We start from the raw sequence: 15,427 nt of genomic DNA, 5'->3' as shown, positions 1-15,427 counted from the left end.
AGGGAATCGTACCTCGCTCTCGAGAGTTCCTGCTCCGGATCGGGTGAGGGCCCCGCGGCGATGATCCCCGCGGAGCCCTCGTCGTGGCGCGGCCGCCGGCCTCCTCGCGGAGCACCGGCACCGGCGGACGTCACGATGCGTTCGCGAACGTCAGGTCAGCTTGATCGGGACCGTGACCCCCTTGGCCTCGGCGGCCTTGGGCATCGTGATCACGAGCAGTCCGTTCTTGAACGTCGCCACCACCTTGTTCGCCTCGACCGGAGCCGGCAGCCGCACGCTCCTCGTGAAGGCCCCGTAGCCGCGCTCGAGCCTCAAGTACTTCTCGCTCTTCTGCTCGGCTTCCTCGTGCTTCTCGCCTTTGACGGTGAGGACGTCGTGCTCGATCAGCACCTGAACGTCCTTGGGCTCGATTCCCGGGATCTCGATGCGCGCCGTCAGCGCATCCGGGGTCTCGGACACATCCATACGCGGCGCCCACTCCCCCATGGTCGAGAATTCATCCCCGTCCCACACCCGATCGAACAGCCGATCCATCTCATTGCGGAGCCACCGAGCTCCCGTGGTGGGCACCAGAGTCGCCTTCATACATTCCTCCCGCTTTGCGCACTGATCCTGATTCGATCCGCCGCGCCTGCGTCGTCGCCCGGCGCACCGCCCGCTTCGTGCTACGAAACGGCAGCAGAACACTCTGCAGAGCGCGTGCCAGTCCGCGGCCCGCGAGAGAGCGGCCGCGCGATCATGAAACCGCGCCCGGCTCCGCGAGTTGCGCGGGCACCCACCGGCTCGCCCCAGCGCCCGATCAGACGCCCGCGCCGGGTCCCGCTGTCATTCCGTCAGGGAAGGCCGGATTTGTCACTCAGGCGGGAAGGTCGTGGCCTCGAGTTTCGCGCGCCAACGGCAAGACGATCAGCCCGAGAAGGTAGATCGTTCCGACCGCCGTAACCGCCCGGTTGAACGATCCGAACAGTCCCACCAGGGTTCCGGTGAGGAACGGCCCGGTGGCGGCGAAGACCCGCGCCGCGTTGAAGCAGAAGCCCGAGCCGGTGGCGCGCAGCCGCGTGGGATAGAGCTCGGGCAGGTAGATCGCGAAGCCGGTGAACACTCCATTGGTGAAGAATCCGAGCACGGGCAGCAACGCGAGCGTCGCCTGGTAGGTTCTTCCGGGCGCGAAAGTGAGCGGGACCGATATCAGCGCGCCCAGGTAGTAGAGTGCGAACGTCCAGCGGCGGCCGAGCGCGCCGGCCAGCGGCGCGAACACCAGGTAGCCGGCCAGCGAGCCGGCGTTCAGCACCATCACGGCGACGCTCACCCGATGCACGGTGGCGGCTTCACCGATCCGGGCGGTATCCGGCAAGTGCCGGAGCAGTACCGGAGTCCAGTAGGTGACGCCCCACAGCCCGAACACCGCCGCGAAGGCGAGCGCGAATCCAATCCAGGTCGTGCGGCGGAACTCGGGTCGGAACAGCTCGCGCAGCGAGGCGAGCCGCGGCGCGGCGGCGCCTTCGCCGGATCGAGACCCGGCGCTCCCGCGCGCAACCCCGCCGGCGATCGCCGCCGACCACAGCTCCGGCTCGCGGACGTTGCGGCGAATCACCAGCGCCAGCAGGGCCGGAGCGACGCCGACCAGGAACACCGCTCGCCAGCTGAACGGCCCGACGAAGTAGTTGACCAGGGCGGCGACGAACACTCCCACCGCCCAGGCGGACTGGAGAATCCCCGCGGCCGTGGCGCGCTTGCGACCGGGCCACACCTCCGCGACCAGCGCCGCTCCCGCCGCCCACTCGCCGCCGACTCCGAGCGCGGTGAGAAAGCGGAACGCGGCGAGCTGCCACCAGGTGCGGGAGACGGCCGCGAGTCCCGTGAACGTGGCGTAGATGAGAATCGTCCACACCAGGGCGCGCGTGCGTCCGATGCGATCGGCCAGCACGCCGAACAGCACGCCGCCCGCCGCCCAGCCGATCAGGAAGATCGAGAGGATCCAGCCGCCGTGCTGCGCGATCGCGGCCTCGGTGGCGCCACTTCCCAGCAGACCCTTCAGCGCCGGGGTCAGCACCAGCACGTAGAGCGTCGAGTCCATCGAGTCGAACACCCAGCCCATCCACGCCACCAGCAGCACCAGCGCGTGATAGCGGGTGACGACTCCGCGCTCAGAATTCGTAACGCACCTCGCCGACCGTGCCGCGCCAGTAGGCGAGCGGACCGCTCGGCAGCAGCCATTCGACCACTGCCGAGACCGGAATCATCATGCCGCCGCGGATTTCGTGACGCAGGAAGCGGACCTGCCAGGGAGTCGGGACGCCCCGGCCCCCCTGTTCGCGGAAGCGATCCGGGGCGAACACGCTGACGGGAAGGCCGTCCGGGCCGAAGCGATATTCGAGAGCCACGGTGGTCGCGCCCTGCTCGAGCGTGACGCGGGCCTTGTCGTCATCGATGGGCACCCAGCGCAGGATCGGGTTCAGCACCAGCGCGGTCGGGAACCACAGCGCCTCGGCCAGGAATCGGTGCGACGCGCCGGCGGCGAGGCCCGGCGAGCCGCGCGAGGAGACCAGTGGCACCAGCCCGGCGACCGCGGCCCGAATCGAGCCTTCGCCGGCCACCAGAGCATCCCGCACGAAGATGTCGAGGCCGGGCAGCATGCGAATGCGCGCGTCCCAGACGTATCCCGCCGGCTGCCAGGTGAAGAGCTGTTTGGCGCGGAACCTCCGCCAGCCCGAGGGGCCGGGCCGGATCAGGAATTCACCGCGGGTCCAGATCTGCGCGCGCCGGATCAGGCGCTGGTTCGGCGGAAGACGCTCGCGGAGATAGCGGGCCACCGGTCTCGGCAGCGCGTCGAGGTCGCCGGGTTGAAGAGTGCGCGCGGCGGCGCGCGGCATGGCCCTGGTGAGCCGCGCCATGGTGCGATTGGACTCGGCGTTCCACCACTGCGCGGCCAGCGCACCGGCGCCGAGCAGCGCGACCAGCACCAGGACCACGATCACGATCGGCATCAGCATCGGTCGGGAATGTACGACAGCGGCCAGGAATTGCACTACCTTTGCGCCATGTCGCGCTCGAACGCGAACGACCGCGCTGATCGCCGAACGGACGGATCGGCCCCCTACTGGTCTGCCCCGGCCGCCGACCTCCTCCTGAAAATGGGCTCGGACACGAACGGCCTGTCGTCGACTGAAGCGGCCGATCGGCTCAGGCGCTACGGGCGCAACGAAACGCGCCGCCGGGACCGGCGCACGCCGCTGGGGGTGCTGCTGCGCCAGTTCTCCAACCCTCTGCTGCTGGTGCTGCTGTTCGCCTCGGCGGCTTCGGCGCTGACCGGTTCCTGGATCGAATCGATCATCGTGCTGGTGATCGTGGCGCTCACCGTGAGCCTGGGCGCGGCGCGCGAGATCGGCGCTTACCGCGCCGCGGCGGCGCTCGAGGCGCGCGTGCAGACTCTCGTCACCGCGCTCCGGGACGGCGGCGCGGTGCGGATTCCCGTGGCCGAGGTGGTCCCCGGCGACGTGGTGCTGCTGTCGGCGGGCAGTCTGGTCCCGGCTGACGGCGTGCTGATCGAGGCCACCGATTTCCACGTCAACGAGGCCGCGCTCACCGGCGAGAGCTTCCCGATCCAGAAACAGCCGGGCGTCGTCGAGGCCGGCGCACCGCTCGGGGCCCGCAGCAATTGCGTGTTCCTCGGCACCAACGTCCGGAGCGGAACGGCGCGATTCCTGGTCGTGTCGACGGGGCTCGGCACCCAGTACGGCGCGATCGCGCGGCGGCTGCGTACGCGCCCGACCGAGACCGAGTTCGATCGCGGCATCCTGCGCTTTGGGTATCTCCTCACCAGCGTGATGGTGGTCATGACCCTCGCGGTGTTCGTGATCCACGTGCTGCGCGGCCGGCCGCCGATCGAGACGCTGCTGTTCTCGGTGGCGCTGGCGGTGGGCCTTTCGCCCGAGCTGCTGCCGGCGATCCTGAGCATCAATCTGGCGCGGGGCGCGTCACAGATGGCCACGGCCGGCGTCCTGGTGCGAAGACTCCAGGCGATCGAGAACCTGGGGAGCATGGACGTGCTCTGCACCGACAAGACCGGCACGCTGACCGAGGGCGTGGTGCGACTGGAGGGCAGTTACGGACCCGACGGGGAGACCCTGACGTCGGTGCTGGACCTCGCCGGCTGCAACGCCGCGCTCGAGACCGGGATCGGCAGCCCGCTCGACGACGCAATCGTCGCGGCCTGCAAGCCGGCTCCGGCGGTCCAGAAGCTCGCCGAGATCCCGTTCGACTTCGTGCGTCGCAGGGTCAGCGTGGTGGTTCGCGAGGCGCAAGGCGTGCGACTCGTGACCAAGGGCGCGTTCGAGCCGCTGCTCGCGATCTGCTCTTCGCTCCCCGGCGGCACGGCTCTCGACGGCGCGCGGCGCGCCGAACTGGAGCGGCGCTTCGACGAATGGGGCGCGCGCGGGATCCGCGTGCTGGGCATCGCCAGCCGCGATCTCCCGGAGCGCGCGAGCTACTCGCGCGACGACGAGCGCGATCTCACCTTCGAAGGATTCGTGACCTTCAGCGACCGGCCCAAGCCCGGCGTGGCCGGCGCGCTCGCCGATCTCGCCCGGCTCGGCGTGTCGGTCAAGATCATCACCGGCGACAACCGCCTGGTGGCCCGGCAGGTCGCGGATCAGGTCGGTCTCACGGAGGGGGGACTCCTCAGCGGAGCGGAGCTCGATGACATCAGCGACGAAGCGCTTCCCCGGGAAGTGGAGCGGGCCCGATTGTTCGTCGAGGTGGATCCGACCCAGAAGGAGCGGGTGATCCGCGCGCTCCGCCATTCGGGCCACGTGGTCGGGTTCCTCGGCGACGGGGTCAACGACGCGCCGGCGATGCATGCCGCCGACACCAGCCTGTCGGTGGATCAGGCGGTCGACGTGGCCCGCGAGGCCGCCGACTTCGTGCTGCTCGAGCGCGATCTCGACGTGATCCGGCGGGGCATCGAGGAGGGCCGGCGCACCTTCGCCAACAGCATGAAGTACATCCTCACCACCACCAGCGCCAATCTCGGCAACATGCTGAGCATGGCGCTGGCTTCGTTGTTCCTCCCCTTCCTGCCGCTGCTGGCGAGCCAGATCCTGCTCAACAATTTCCTCGCCGACGTGCCGGCGCTGGGGCTGGCCGAGGATCGTGTGGATCCCGAGATGGTCGAGAAGCCGGAACGCTGGAACATCCTGTTCATCGGGCGGTTCATGCTGGTGTTCGGAGTGCTCAGCTCGGTCTTCGACTTCGTCACGTTCGGCGCACTGCTGGGCATCTTCCACGCCCCGCCCGCCACCTTCCGCACCGGCTGGTTCGTCGAATCGCTGCTCACCGAGCTGCTGGTGGCGCTGGTGGTGAGGACGCGGCGCCCCTTCTTCCGCAGCCTCCCCGGGCCGTTCCTGTTCTGGGCGACGGTGGCGTTGATCCCGCTGGCGTTCGCGCTCCCCTACCTGCCGTTCGCCGGCCTGATGGGTTTCGTGCCCCTTCCGTTGCCGCTGGTCGGGATGCTGGTCGCGATCGCACTCGCCTACGTGGTTTCGGCAGAGCTCGCCAAGATCCCCTTCTATCGGACGCGCCCCGCCATCCCCGCGCCATCGCATCGCGCCGAATCGGCGGCGTGACACGCTGGCAGCGGCGCCTGACAGAGTGGCGGGAGCGGGCCGAGCGCCGGAGGGGCGCCGCCGGTCCGAGCGAGGGGTGGTTGCGCCGGAACGCGCATTCAATTCACGGGAACACCGCATCTTGCGTGACTGCGCCCGCCGATGGCACGAGCGTTGCCCTGTCCGATTTCGCACCCCTTTGGGGCGAAGGAGGAAGCCATGAAGATCCTGATCGCAGTGGACGACTCGGCCTACTCGCAGGCCGCGATGGACTGGGCCAAGAGCATGACGTGGCCGGCCCGCACCGAATTCCTCGTGCTGTCGGCGGCGCGCCCGATCGTCGCGTCCTACGCCGTCGCCGAGGCACCGGCGATGGGCTTCCCGGCCGAAATCTACGAAGAGGAAGTGAAGCATCACCAGGAGATCAGCGCTCGTTTCGAGCGGCAGCTCCGGGACCACGGCTTCAAGAGCCGGGCCCTGGTCGCGCAAGGCGATCCGCGTGAAGCCATCGTGGACGCGGTGCGCGAACATGGTGTGGACCTGGTGGTGCTCGGTTCGCACGGGCGCACCGGCTTCACCAAGTTGCTGCTGGGGAGCGTGGCGAGCCACGTGGTGACTCATGCGCCGTGCAGCGTGCTGGTGGTGAAGCTGGCCAACGGCGCCAAGAACCCGAAGGTGCCGTCGTGAGCGCCGGACGCAGGTTCGCGCTCGCCATGCTGATGATGGCCGCGTTGCTGGCGGCCGCAACGGTGATTCGCTCGCTGGCCGCCGACACCGCCACGCCAGTTCCGATCACGATGGGAGCGGGCAGCTCGCTGTGGCTCGAAGGCAAGTCGACGCTCCATGATTTCGAGAGCCGCACTTCGAGTTCCACGCTCAGCCTGACCCGCGATCCGGCCTCGACTTCGCCCGCCGACGTCGCCGGGCTCGAGAGCCTGATCCGCGGCGGCTCCATCCGCTCGGTGGATCTGGACGTTCCGGTCACCAGCCTCAAGTCCGAGAAGTCGGGGCTCGACAAGAACCTCTGGAAGGATTTGAAGGCCGAGCAGTATCCGTCGGTCAAGTTTCACCTCACGCACTATGTCGTCTCGCCGGCGGGAGTTCCCGGCGACACGATGCAGATCCGCGCGGAAGGCACGCTCGAAGTGGCCGGGGTCCAGCGACCGGACACGCTCGAGGCCCGCGCCTTCCGCGCATCCGAAGGCGTCTGGCTCGAGGGCAGCGAGCCGCTGCTCATGAGCGAGTTCGGTATCCATCCGCCCGCGATGATGCTCGGCGCCCTCAAGGTCGCCGATCGAATCGTGGTTCGCTACAAGCTGCTTCTGGTACCCAAGGGTGACGGCAGCGCGTCGCTTCCCACCCGAGTCAATTAGAAAGGGGAACGTCATGCACACGAACGACCTGAGTGCTCGCCCCAGTGCCCGCCGTTTCGCGCGAGTGGCGGCGTTGGCGACGTGGATGGCCCTCCTGCTGGCCGGAGCTGCGTTCGCGGCCGAGGGGGATTCAACCGCCACCAACCCGGCGGCGCCTCCCGAGCTTCCGCGCGCCAAGCCACAGATCATCGTGATCGACAATTTCCGTCCGCATGACGCCCGCGGGCTGAACGTGTTCGAACCGCCAAAAACCTCGACAGTTCCCTACACCGGGTTCCAGCTCCAGATCGGCGGCGCGTTCACCCAGCAGTTCCAGGATCTCACTCACGAGAACACCGCCGCCCCGAACGTCGTCGGCGGCGTGAACCTGAACAAGCTCATCGACATCGGGCCCGGCTTCAACAACGCCGACGCCAATCTCTACATCGACACGCAGCTGGGTCGCGGCATTCGGATGGCGTTGACCATGTACCTCAGTTCGCGTCACCACAACGAGACCTGGGTCAAGGACGGCTATCTGTTGATCGACGGCTCTCCGTGGGAGAACGAGACGCTCGACAACATCATGAAGTACCTGACCCTGAGGCTGGGGCACTTCGAGATCAACTATGGCGACATGCATTTCCGGCGCAGTGACAACGGCCAGACGATATTCAATCCGTTCGTCGGCAATCTCATCATGGACGCCTTCACCACCGAGATCGGCGGCGAAGCCTACGTCCACGCCAAGGACGCCTTCGGAATGGTCGCGGTGACCGGCGGCGAAGTGCACGGTCTGGTCACCACTCCCGACGCGCGCTCGCCCAGCTTCATTGGCAAGCTCGGCTACGACAAGCAGCTGAACCCGGCGGCCCGGGTGCGCATCACCGGCTCGATCTACACGACCAACAGCTCGCAGAGCAACACGCTCTACAGCGGTAGCCGGGCGGGGTCGCGCTACTACTTCGTGCTCGAGAACGTGAACGCCACCGAGAGTGCCAACGCGTGGTCGGGCGACATCCAGCCCGGCCAGTCCGACAAGGTCACCGCGTGGGTGGTCAACCCCTTCATCAAGTATCAGGGTCTCGAGCTGTTCGGCAACGTCGAGCAGTCGAACGGCCGCAAGTCCACCGAGACCTCGGACCGCAAGTTCACCCAGAACGCGGTGGAAGGCATTTACCGGTTCCTCAAGAATCAGTTCTACGTCGGCGGGCGCTACGACATCGTCAAGGGTCGCCCGGCTGGCGCCGCCTTCACGCAGGACGTGACCGTGGACCGCACCGAGGTTGGCGGCGGCTGGTTCCTGACCCAGAACATGCTGGCCAAGATCGAGTACGTTCAGCAGGACTACAAGGACTACCCGGTGAGCGATATCCACAACGGCGGGCAGTTCAAGGGCGTGATGGTCGAGGCCGGAGTGTCCTTCTAGCAGCGCGAGACCCACGATGCGGATCCGCCCCGACCGCTATGAGCAAGAAGCCGGAAGGAACAGGAGGGCGGGCGCGAGAAATCGCGCCCGCCTCTTGCCTGTGCTGATCCTCCCCCTGGCACTGGCCTTCGCGGCCCGCGCCGATGAGCCGTCGGTGGCCGTCGGCAGCGTCGGTCCCGGGTGCCACGTCGCCGGCAGCTTCCGGGTGGCGGCCTCCTCGACGGTCGCCTGGCAGGTGCTCACCGACTACGATCACATTCACGAGTTCGTGAGCTCGATGAAGGAGAGCCACGTCGAGCGCCGCGACGCCGACAGCCTGCTGGTACGGCAGGACGCGATCAGCAGCTTCTTCATCTTCCACCATCGCGTCCAGGTGCTGCTCGACGTCCGCGAGACTCCCGAGAGTCGCATCACCTTTCGCGACGTGCTCGGCAAGGACTTCCGCGACTATCAGGGCGAGTGGCGAATCACATCCGATTCGACCGGGACGCGGGTGAACTACGAGCTGCAGGCCGAGCCCCACATGGCGATGCCGAAGTCCGTGTGCCGGGGCATGCTACGCGACGTGGCCCGCGACCTCCTGAGCCAGGTTCGCGTCGAAATGCTGCGGCGCGCGAGCCATGAGGAGTCGCGGGAAGAGGAGCGCTCCGAGCGCTGAGTTGCTCAGCTCGGCCGCTCGCGACGCTCGAGCGCCGTCTGCACGACCTCGATGACCTCGTCGGGATCGGGCGGATCCACCGCGTAGAAGATCGGTCGCAGTGGTTGGACGGCGGTCCGGGTTCGCAACGACGGCTGCGCCGAAAGCACGATCAGATGCATGTCTGGAAGGGCGCGTCGCAGCAGCTTGAGCACGCCCAGGTCCGACTCCAGCTCTTCTCCGAGCGCGTACACCACCAGATCCGGCGGCTGCGCCACCGCGGCCTCCAGGAAACGCTCGCCGTCGCTGAAGGAGCGGACGCCGTAGCCGCGGTCGAGTAGCGTATCCGCGACACGACCCACTTCGTCGTGCCGGGGGCGCGGGTCGCAGATCATGATCATGGGCATCGGCCGCTCTCGGGGCTGGAATGGAGAGCGCTCGGGGCCGTCCACGGGTCCGTTTCCGGGCCCGAGCGGACGGCGAGCCGCTCTCGCCATGACGATCCTGCTCCGCAAGCCGCGTGCCCGGTCGTGCGTCAGGCTGCGACTCGACAAGCCCTTGCGAGCGACGGCCCCGCGCAACGGTCGTGAGGGCGGATACGGGCGTGGCGCCGAAACTCTGACAGCCCGTCACGCCACGCCTGAAGCTTTGGCAGAGCGCGGCGGCCGAGAGCGGCGCTGCGAGCTCAGTCGTCCCCGGCGCCGCTCGAGCCGGAGGCGGCGTCGATTTCCTTCAGCTTCCGGTAGAGGTTTCGCTCGCTGATTCCGAGGATGGCGGCGGCCTTGTGGCGGTGTCCCTTGCACTCCTCGAGCACCCGGCGAATGTACCGGCGCTCGACCTCTTCGAGCGTGGTCAGGCGGCGATCGTCGCCGTCGCTCCTGAAGCTGGGCTCGAGCCGCACGCCCATCGGCAGGTGCTCCGGCTCGATCACGCCGCCGTCGCACAGAATGAGCGCGCGCTCGATGACGTTCTCGAGCTCGCGGACGTTGCCCGGCCAGTGATAGCGCTGCAGCACTTCCATCGCGGCGGGCGAAGGACGCACCTGGCGCTTCGACACCACCGGCGAGTTGCGGATGAAGTGCTCGACCAGCGGCGGAATGTCGTCCCGCCGCTCGCGAAGCGGCGGGACCACCAGCGAGAACACGTTGAGCCGGTAGTAGAGGTCCTCGCGGAACTGTCCCTCCCTGATCATGGTTTCGAGCGCGCGATTGGTGGCGGCGATCACGCGCACGTCCACGCGGATGTCGGCGGTCCCGCCGAGCCGGCGGAAGATGCCGGTTTCGATCACGCGCAGGAGCTTGGCCTGGAGCGGCGGCGTGATCTCGCCGATCTCGTCGAGGAAGATGGTGCCGTGGTCGGCGACTTCGAACAGCCCGTGCTTCAGGCGGATGGCGTCGGTATAGGCGCCCTTTTCGTGCCCGAACAGCTCGCTCTGCAGGAGGTTCTCGTGCAGCGAGGCGCAGTCCACCACCACGAACGGCTGTTCGGCGCGCGGGCTCAGCTTGTGGACGGCGCGCGCGATCAGCTCCTTCCCCACTCCGCTCTCGCCTCGAATCAGGACGGTGGAATCGGTCTCGGCGACTCGCGACAGGAGCTTCAGCAGCTCGCGGATCTGGGGAGCGTTTCCAACGAAGTTCTCGCCCGGGCCGAGACGGGCCACGTCGCGGCGCAGGGCGGTGTTGCCGCGCTCGAGCGACTGCTTCTGCAGCGCCTTCTCGAGCACCACCTCGAGCTCATCGAGCTTGCAGGGCTTGGTGAGGAAATCGTGCGCGCCCTGCTTCAGCGCGCGGATCGCCTCCTGCACGGTGCCGTAGGCGGTCAGCATCACCACTTCGGTGGTGGAAGACGCCTCGCGGATTTCGGAAAGCAGGTCGAGACCGTTGCCGTCGGGCAATCGCACGTCGAGCAGCACCAGGTCGAACTGCTCGCGGGCCAGCAGCCGGCGCGCATCCTCGATCGTGCCCACCGCCTCCACCCGGTAGCCCGACCGCGACAACTCGCGGGCGGTGAGCTTGCGGAAGGTCTCTTCGTCGTCGACCAGGAGCAGGGACACCGGCTGCGGCATGGCGCCCTCCTCGGCCGGGCGGTCGAGCCCCTCAGCGGGATCCGAATCCTGCCGTTTCATGTGGTGTTTCCCTCCGTCGAGTCGAGCGGCAGTCGAAGTGTGAACCGGGCTCCTCGGCCAGGCACGTTCTCCACCCGGATCGTACCGCCGTTGCGGTGCACGATGGATTGCGTGACGAACAGACCGAGGCCGGTCCCCTGGCCCGCGGGTTTGGTGGTGAAGAACGGATCCCAGATGCGTTGAAGGTGCTCGGGCGGGATGCCCGGCCCGGTGTCCTCGACGCGCATCTCGGCAGTACGCCCGTCGAGGCGCGTGGAAACGCGGAGCACTCCTCCCGTGGGCATCGCCTGCACCGCGTTCATCATGAGATTGAGACACACGCCGCGAATGCCGGACTCCCGCGCCCACACGCGGGGGAGCCCGACTTCGAGCTCGGCACGCCATTCGATGCCCTGCTTGTTCATCTGGTGCCGCAACAAAGAGGCGGTGTCGAGTACGGCGCGATTGAAGTCCACCCAGATCGGCGCCACCGAATAGGGCTGGGCGAGAAGCACCAGCTTGTCGGTGGTCTCGCGGCAGCGCGTCACCTCGCGTTCGGCGAGCTGGACGATTTCCAGCGCCTCGGCCCGATCGGCATCCGTCGACATCCCGCGCTTGAGCAGCCGCTCGAGGCTCTCGACACTCGCCATCAGCGAAGCCAGCGGATTGTTGATCTCGTGGCCGACCCCTGCGGCCAGCATGCCGATCGACGCCAGTCGCTCGCTGTGAGAGAGCTGCGCCTCGAGCGCGGTCCGCTCGCTGATGTCGCGCCAGACCTCGACCACGTGGGTGGTCACTTCGTTCGCGTCGAGAATGGGATTGAACGTGATCTCCCAGCGGCGCGTGCCCCCGCCGGCGTCGGGCAGCACGCGGATTTCACGCTGCGGCGTGCGAAGATCGCGGGCCCGGCACGCCGGACACCGGCCGAGCTGGCCCGCGGCGGCCTCCGGGCACGCCACCGCGTCGTCGCACAGCAGGCCGACGACGTGTTCCCGCCCGGCGCCGAACACTTCGAGGTAGCGGCGATTCGCGGCCACCACGCGGCGGGCGCGATCCACCACCACGATCGCGTCGCTCAGCGAATCCATCACCGCCGGCAAATCGAGCGACGGCGGGAGGGGAAGCGTTCGGGCGGGATCCGGCCGCCGCGCGCTCGAATCGATCATGGCTCGCGCCCCAGCGCCTTCTGCAGCGCATTGCTCATCTGCCGGCCGGTATGCGGCTTGCCGAGGACATGAACGATGCCCAGCGCCTGGAGCTGGGCGGGATCGGCGAGCGCCGCCGTCCCCGAGACCAGCAGGATCGGAAGCTCGGGTCGGATCCGGCGAATCTCTCCGGCCAGCTGGATCCCCGACATGCGCGGCATGCTGTTGTCGGTCATCAGCAGGTCGAATGCGTCGGGCCGCGAACGGAAGTCGTCGAGCGCTTCGACGCTCGAGGTGTGGACGGTCGCCCGGTACTCGAAGGCCTCGAGCTGGCGCCGGAGCATGCTGGCGAGGTCGGGCTCGTCCTCGACCACCAGCACGTGCGGCCGGTGCTCGCCTGGCTCGAGGCCGGCGGAAGTCGCGGCCGCGCGCGCCTGTTCCTCGGCGCGCAGGTAGATGTCGACGCGGGTCCCGTCGCCGACGCGACTCGTGATCTCCAGGGCGCCGCCCAGACTCTGAACGATGCCGTGGATCACCGACAGGCCGAGACCCGTGCCCTTCCCGGCCGGCTTGGTGGTGAAGAAGGGTTCGAGCGCTCGCTCGATCACCTCCCGAGCCATCCCGACGCCGGTGTCGCGCACGCTCAGGCGGGCGTGAGGCCCCGCCTCGAGTGGCGGATGCGCGGTCGCGAACTCGGCGCTCGCCTCGAAGGGCGCGAGCGTCACTTCCAGCGTTCCGCCGCGTTCCATGGCCTGCGCCGAATTGGTGCACAGGTTCATCGTGATCTGATGAATCTGGGTTTCGTCGCAGCTCACCATCGGGGTGGCGGTCGACAGCGACTCGCGGATTTCGATCTCGCGCGGCAGCGAGGCGCGCAGCAGCTCGAGCGCTTCATGAACCGGCGGGCCGAGCCGCACCGGGGCTCGCGTCGCTTCGCGCGCGCGGCTGAACGCGAGGATCCGATCCACCAGCAGTCGGCCGCGGTCGGCGATCTTGAGGATCTGCTGGACGTCGGCGCGGCGCTCGTCGTCCCCGGATGTGCGGCGCTGGATCAGCTCGGCGTGGCCGAGGATCCCGTGCAGCAGATTGTTGAAGTCGTGCGCGATCCCGCCGGCAAGGGTTCCGATGGCCTCCATCTTCTGCGACTGGCGGAGCCGATTCTCGAAGGCACGGCGCGCGCTGATGTCCACCACCGTGCCGAGCACCAGCAGGCCCTGCTCGGTCTGGATCGGGTTGAGGCCGATCTCGACCGGCACTTCGGTGCCATCCTTGCGCAGTCCGTGCAGGTCCCGCCCCGCGCCCATCGGTCGCCTCGCCGGATCCTGGGCGTAGTGTTCGCGATAGCCGGCGTGGGGCGGCCGGAAGCGCGAGGGGATCAGGGTCTCGATCGGCCGGCCGAGCAGCTCGAGCCGGTCGTATCCGAACAGTCGCTCGATCTCGCGATTGACCAGCAGAATCGCGCCCTTGCCGTCCACCACCACCATGCCGGCGGGCGACAGGTCGAAGGCCAGCTCGAGCAGCTCTCGATGACTCGCGGACCCGCTCATCGTGTTGCCTCCGCGGCCGATCGAACACCAATGCGGGCGTCGAGGGCGATGCAGCCCCTGCCACGCTCCCGCACCAGAACGGGGTTGAGGTCGAGTTCCACGAGCTCCGGGAATTCTCCGGCCAGCTGGGAAAGTCGCAGGAGGATCTCTTCGATCGCCGGCCGGTCGGCCGGGGGACCGCCGCGGTAGCCCGCGAACAGCGGCGCTCCCTTGATGCCGCTCACCATTTCGGTCGCGTCCCGATCGGTGAGCGGATGCACGCGGAACATCACGTCCTTGAGCAGTTCGACCTGGACGCCGCCGAGTCCGAACATCAGCAGGGGTCCGAACGACGGATCGCGCGTCATGCCGACGATGCATTCGAGGCCCTCGCGGATCATGGGCTGAATGGTGACCCCCGCCATGTCGGCGAGCCGGCCCGCGGCACGCAGCCGTCCCGCGATCGCCTCGAAGGCGGCGCGCGCTTCGGCGACATCGCGCACGTCGAGCACCACGCCGCCGACGTCCGACTTGTGGGTGATGGTGGGCGAGGCGAGCTTCAGGGCGACCGGGAAACCGATGCGCTCGGCGGCGGCGGCCGCCTCGCCGGCGGTCGCGGCCGAGGCCTGCTCCGGCGTCGCGATCCGGCAGGCGGCGAGCAGGGTGCGGACCGAGTCGGGATCGAGCCAGCGCACCGCGCCCCCGCCGGCCGATGGGAGGGGGCCGCGGATCAGGCGGCCCAGCGCGGCATGGTCGAAGTCGTCGAACCGACGAACCACGCCCTCCGGAGTGTCCCGCCATTTCCCGTAGCGCACGGCGCGCGCCAGCGCGATGGCAGCGGACTCGGGGAACGCGTAGGACGGAATGTGGCCCTCCTGCAGCGAGCGGAGCCCCTCGGGAACGCCGTGCGAGCCCATGAAGCACGACAGCACCGGCTTGGGCGCGGCGCCGCGCGCCCGGGCGTCGGCCTTGGCGGCCTCGTTGCCGCGCACGATCGCCTGGGCCACGTCCAGCGGGCGTGTCACGATCGGCGGCACGTACAACACCAGCAACGCATCGACATTGGGGTCGTTCGCGACCAGCCGCACCGCCTTCTCGAACGACTGCGGCGTGGCCGAAGCGATCATGTCGACCGGATTCCGGGTGCTGGCCTCGACCGGCAGGAAGGCGCGAAGCGCGGCCACGGTCGAGTCCTCGAGCGTGACCACTTCGAGCCCGTGCGACTCGCAGGCGTCGGAGGCCATGATCCCGGGCCCGCCGGCGTTGGTCACGATGCCGACCCGAATTCCGTGCGGCACCGGCTGGTTGGCGAGCAGCATGGCGACGTCGAACAGCTCTTCCATGGTGTCGGTTCGCACCACGCCCGCCTGCGCGCACAGCGCGCTGACCGCGGTATCGGCGCCAGCCAGAGATCCGGTATGCGAGGAAGCGGCGCGAATGCCGGCCCGGGTCCGTCCGCTCTTCACGGCGACGATCGGCTTGGCGCGACCGACGCGCCGCGCGATCTCGAGGAAGCGACCCGGGTGCCCGAACGACTCGAGGTAGAGCAGGATGATGCGGGTGCCGGGATCCCGCTCCCAGAACTCGAGCAAATCGTTGCCCGAGACCTCGGCTTTGTTGCCGACGCTCGC

The 15,427-nt window shown here is 68.6% G+C and carries 13 protein-coding genes; 5 read left to right on the top strand and 8 right to left on the bottom strand.

Features of this window, described 5'->3' with window-relative positions; all coding sequences use genetic code 11:
• Positions 1-150: 150 nt before the first annotated feature.
• From VMJ70_11190 to VMJ70_11180, 3 genes are all read right to left on the bottom strand, one after another.
• Entirely contained in the window at positions 151-585 is a 435-nt protein-coding gene (locus VMJ70_11190) for an Hsp20/alpha crystallin family protein (GenBank protein HTO91683.1), read from the bottom strand.
• A 271-nt stretch (positions 586-856) separates the two neighbouring features.
• Positions 857-2,116: an MFS transporter gene (locus tag VMJ70_11185; protein ID HTO91682.1), complete on the bottom strand. Its 1,260-nt coding sequence runs from the start codon at positions 2,114-2,116 to the stop codon at positions 857-859.
• A 31-nt stretch (positions 2,117-2,147) separates the two neighbouring features.
• Positions 2,148-2,987: a DUF6544 family protein gene (locus tag VMJ70_11180; protein ID HTO91681.1), complete on the bottom strand. Its 840-nt coding sequence runs from the start codon at positions 2,985-2,987 to the stop codon at positions 2,148-2,150.
• A gap of 15 nt (positions 2,988-3,002) precedes the next feature.
• On the opposite strand from VMJ70_11180, the gene mgtA reads away from it, so the two are divergent.
• The 5 genes from mgtA (at position 3,003) to VMJ70_11155 (ending at position 9,042) form a co-directional block, all read left to right on the top strand.
• A complete protein-coding gene (gene mgtA / locus VMJ70_11175) occupies positions 3,003-5,624 on the top strand; it encodes a magnesium-translocating P-type ATPase (protein ID HTO91680.1) in 2,622 nt (873 codons plus the stop codon).
• A 198-nt stretch (positions 5,625-5,822) separates the two neighbouring features.
• Positions 5,823-6,290, top strand: coding sequence for a universal stress protein (locus VMJ70_11170; protein ID HTO91679.1), 468 nt, complete (start codon positions 5,823-5,825; stop codon positions 6,288-6,290).
• A complete protein-coding gene (locus VMJ70_11165; GenBank protein ID HTO91678.1) occupies positions 6,287-6,976 on the top strand; it encodes a YceI family protein in 690 nt (229 codons plus the stop codon). Before VMJ70_11170 ends, VMJ70_11165 begins: the two co-directional genes overlap by 4 nt.
• Positions 6,977-7,061: 85 nt before the next feature.
• Positions 7,062-8,384 (top strand): hypothetical protein, encoded by a 1,323-nt coding sequence (locus VMJ70_11160; GenBank protein HTO91677.1) that lies wholly within the window; start codon positions 7,062-7,064, stop codon positions 8,382-8,384.
• Positions 8,385-8,484: 100 nt separating this feature from the next.
• Positions 8,485-9,042, top strand: coding sequence for an SRPBCC family protein (locus tag VMJ70_11155; GenBank protein HTO91676.1), 558 nt, complete (start codon positions 8,485-8,487; stop codon positions 9,040-9,042).
• 5 nt (positions 9,043-9,047) lie between these two features.
• Here VMJ70_11155 and VMJ70_11150 read toward each other — a convergent pair whose 3' ends face one another.
• From VMJ70_11150 to VMJ70_11130, 5 genes are all read right to left on the bottom strand, one after another.
• Positions 9,048-9,428: a hypothetical protein gene (locus VMJ70_11150; GenBank protein ID HTO91675.1), complete on the bottom strand. Its 381-nt coding sequence runs from the start codon at positions 9,426-9,428 to the stop codon at positions 9,048-9,050.
• Between the two features lie 278 nt (positions 9,429-9,706).
• Positions 9,707-11,146, bottom strand: coding sequence for a sigma-54 dependent transcriptional regulator (locus VMJ70_11145; protein ID HTO91674.1), 1,440 nt, complete (start codon positions 11,144-11,146; stop codon positions 9,707-9,709).
• Entirely contained in the window at positions 11,143-12,291 is a 1,149-nt protein-coding gene (locus VMJ70_11140) for an ATP-binding protein (GenBank protein HTO91673.1), read from the bottom strand. The genes VMJ70_11145 and VMJ70_11140 overlap by 4 nt, the downstream gene beginning before the upstream one ends.
• Positions 12,288-13,817, bottom strand: a complete 1,530-nt coding sequence (locus VMJ70_11135) for a PAS domain S-box protein (protein HTO91672.1) — start codon at positions 13,815-13,817, stop codon at positions 12,288-12,290. Before VMJ70_11135 ends, VMJ70_11140 begins: the two co-directional genes overlap by 4 nt.
• Positions 13,814-15,427: acetate--CoA ligase family protein (locus VMJ70_11130; GenBank protein HTO91671.1), on the bottom strand; the 1,614-nt coding region annotated here is incomplete at its 5' end. The genes VMJ70_11135 and VMJ70_11130, both read right to left, overlap by 4 nt.

It is taken from the genome of Candidatus Sulfotelmatobacter sp. (genome assembly GCA_035498555.1).
GTDB lineage: Bacteria > Eisenbacteria > RBG-16-71-46 > RBG-16-71-46 > RBG-16-71-46 > DATKAB01.
This window is presented reverse-complemented; position numbering and strand designations above follow the sequence as displayed.

Excerpts from the sequence above, each read along its gene's own strand:
- VMJ70_11190 (HTO91683.1), bottom strand. The coding sequence starts at position 585 with ATGAAGGCGACTCTGGTGCCCACCACGGGAGCTCGGTGGCTCCGCAAT.
- VMJ70_11180 (HTO91681.1), bottom strand. The coding sequence starts at position 2,987 with ATGCCGATCGTGATCGTGGTCCTGGTGCTGGTCGCGCTGCTCGGCGCC.
- mgtA (HTO91680.1), top strand. The coding sequence starts at position 3,003 with ATGTACGACAGCGGCCAGGAATTGCACTACCTTTGCGCCATGTCGCGC.
- VMJ70_11170 (HTO91679.1), top strand. The coding sequence starts at position 5,823 with ATGAAGATCCTGATCGCAGTGGACGACTCGGCCTACTCGCAGGCCGCG.
- VMJ70_11160 (HTO91677.1), top strand. The coding sequence starts at position 7,062 with ATGGCCCTCCTGCTGGCCGGAGCTGCGTTCGCGGCCGAGGGGGATTCA.
- VMJ70_11150 (HTO91675.1), bottom strand. The coding sequence starts at position 9,428 with ATGCCCATGATCATGATCTGCGACCCGCGCCCCCGGCACGACGAAGTG.
- VMJ70_11145 (HTO91674.1), bottom strand. The coding sequence starts at position 11,146 with ATGAAACGGCAGGATTCGGATCCCGCTGAGGGGCTCGACCGCCCGGCC.
- VMJ70_11140 (HTO91673.1), bottom strand. The coding sequence starts at position 12,291 with ATGATCGATTCGAGCGCGCGGCGGCCGGATCCCGCCCGAACGCTTCCC.
- VMJ70_11135 (HTO91672.1), bottom strand. The coding sequence starts at position 13,817 with ATGAGCGGGTCCGCGAGTCATCGAGAGCTGCTCGAGCTGGCCTTCGAC.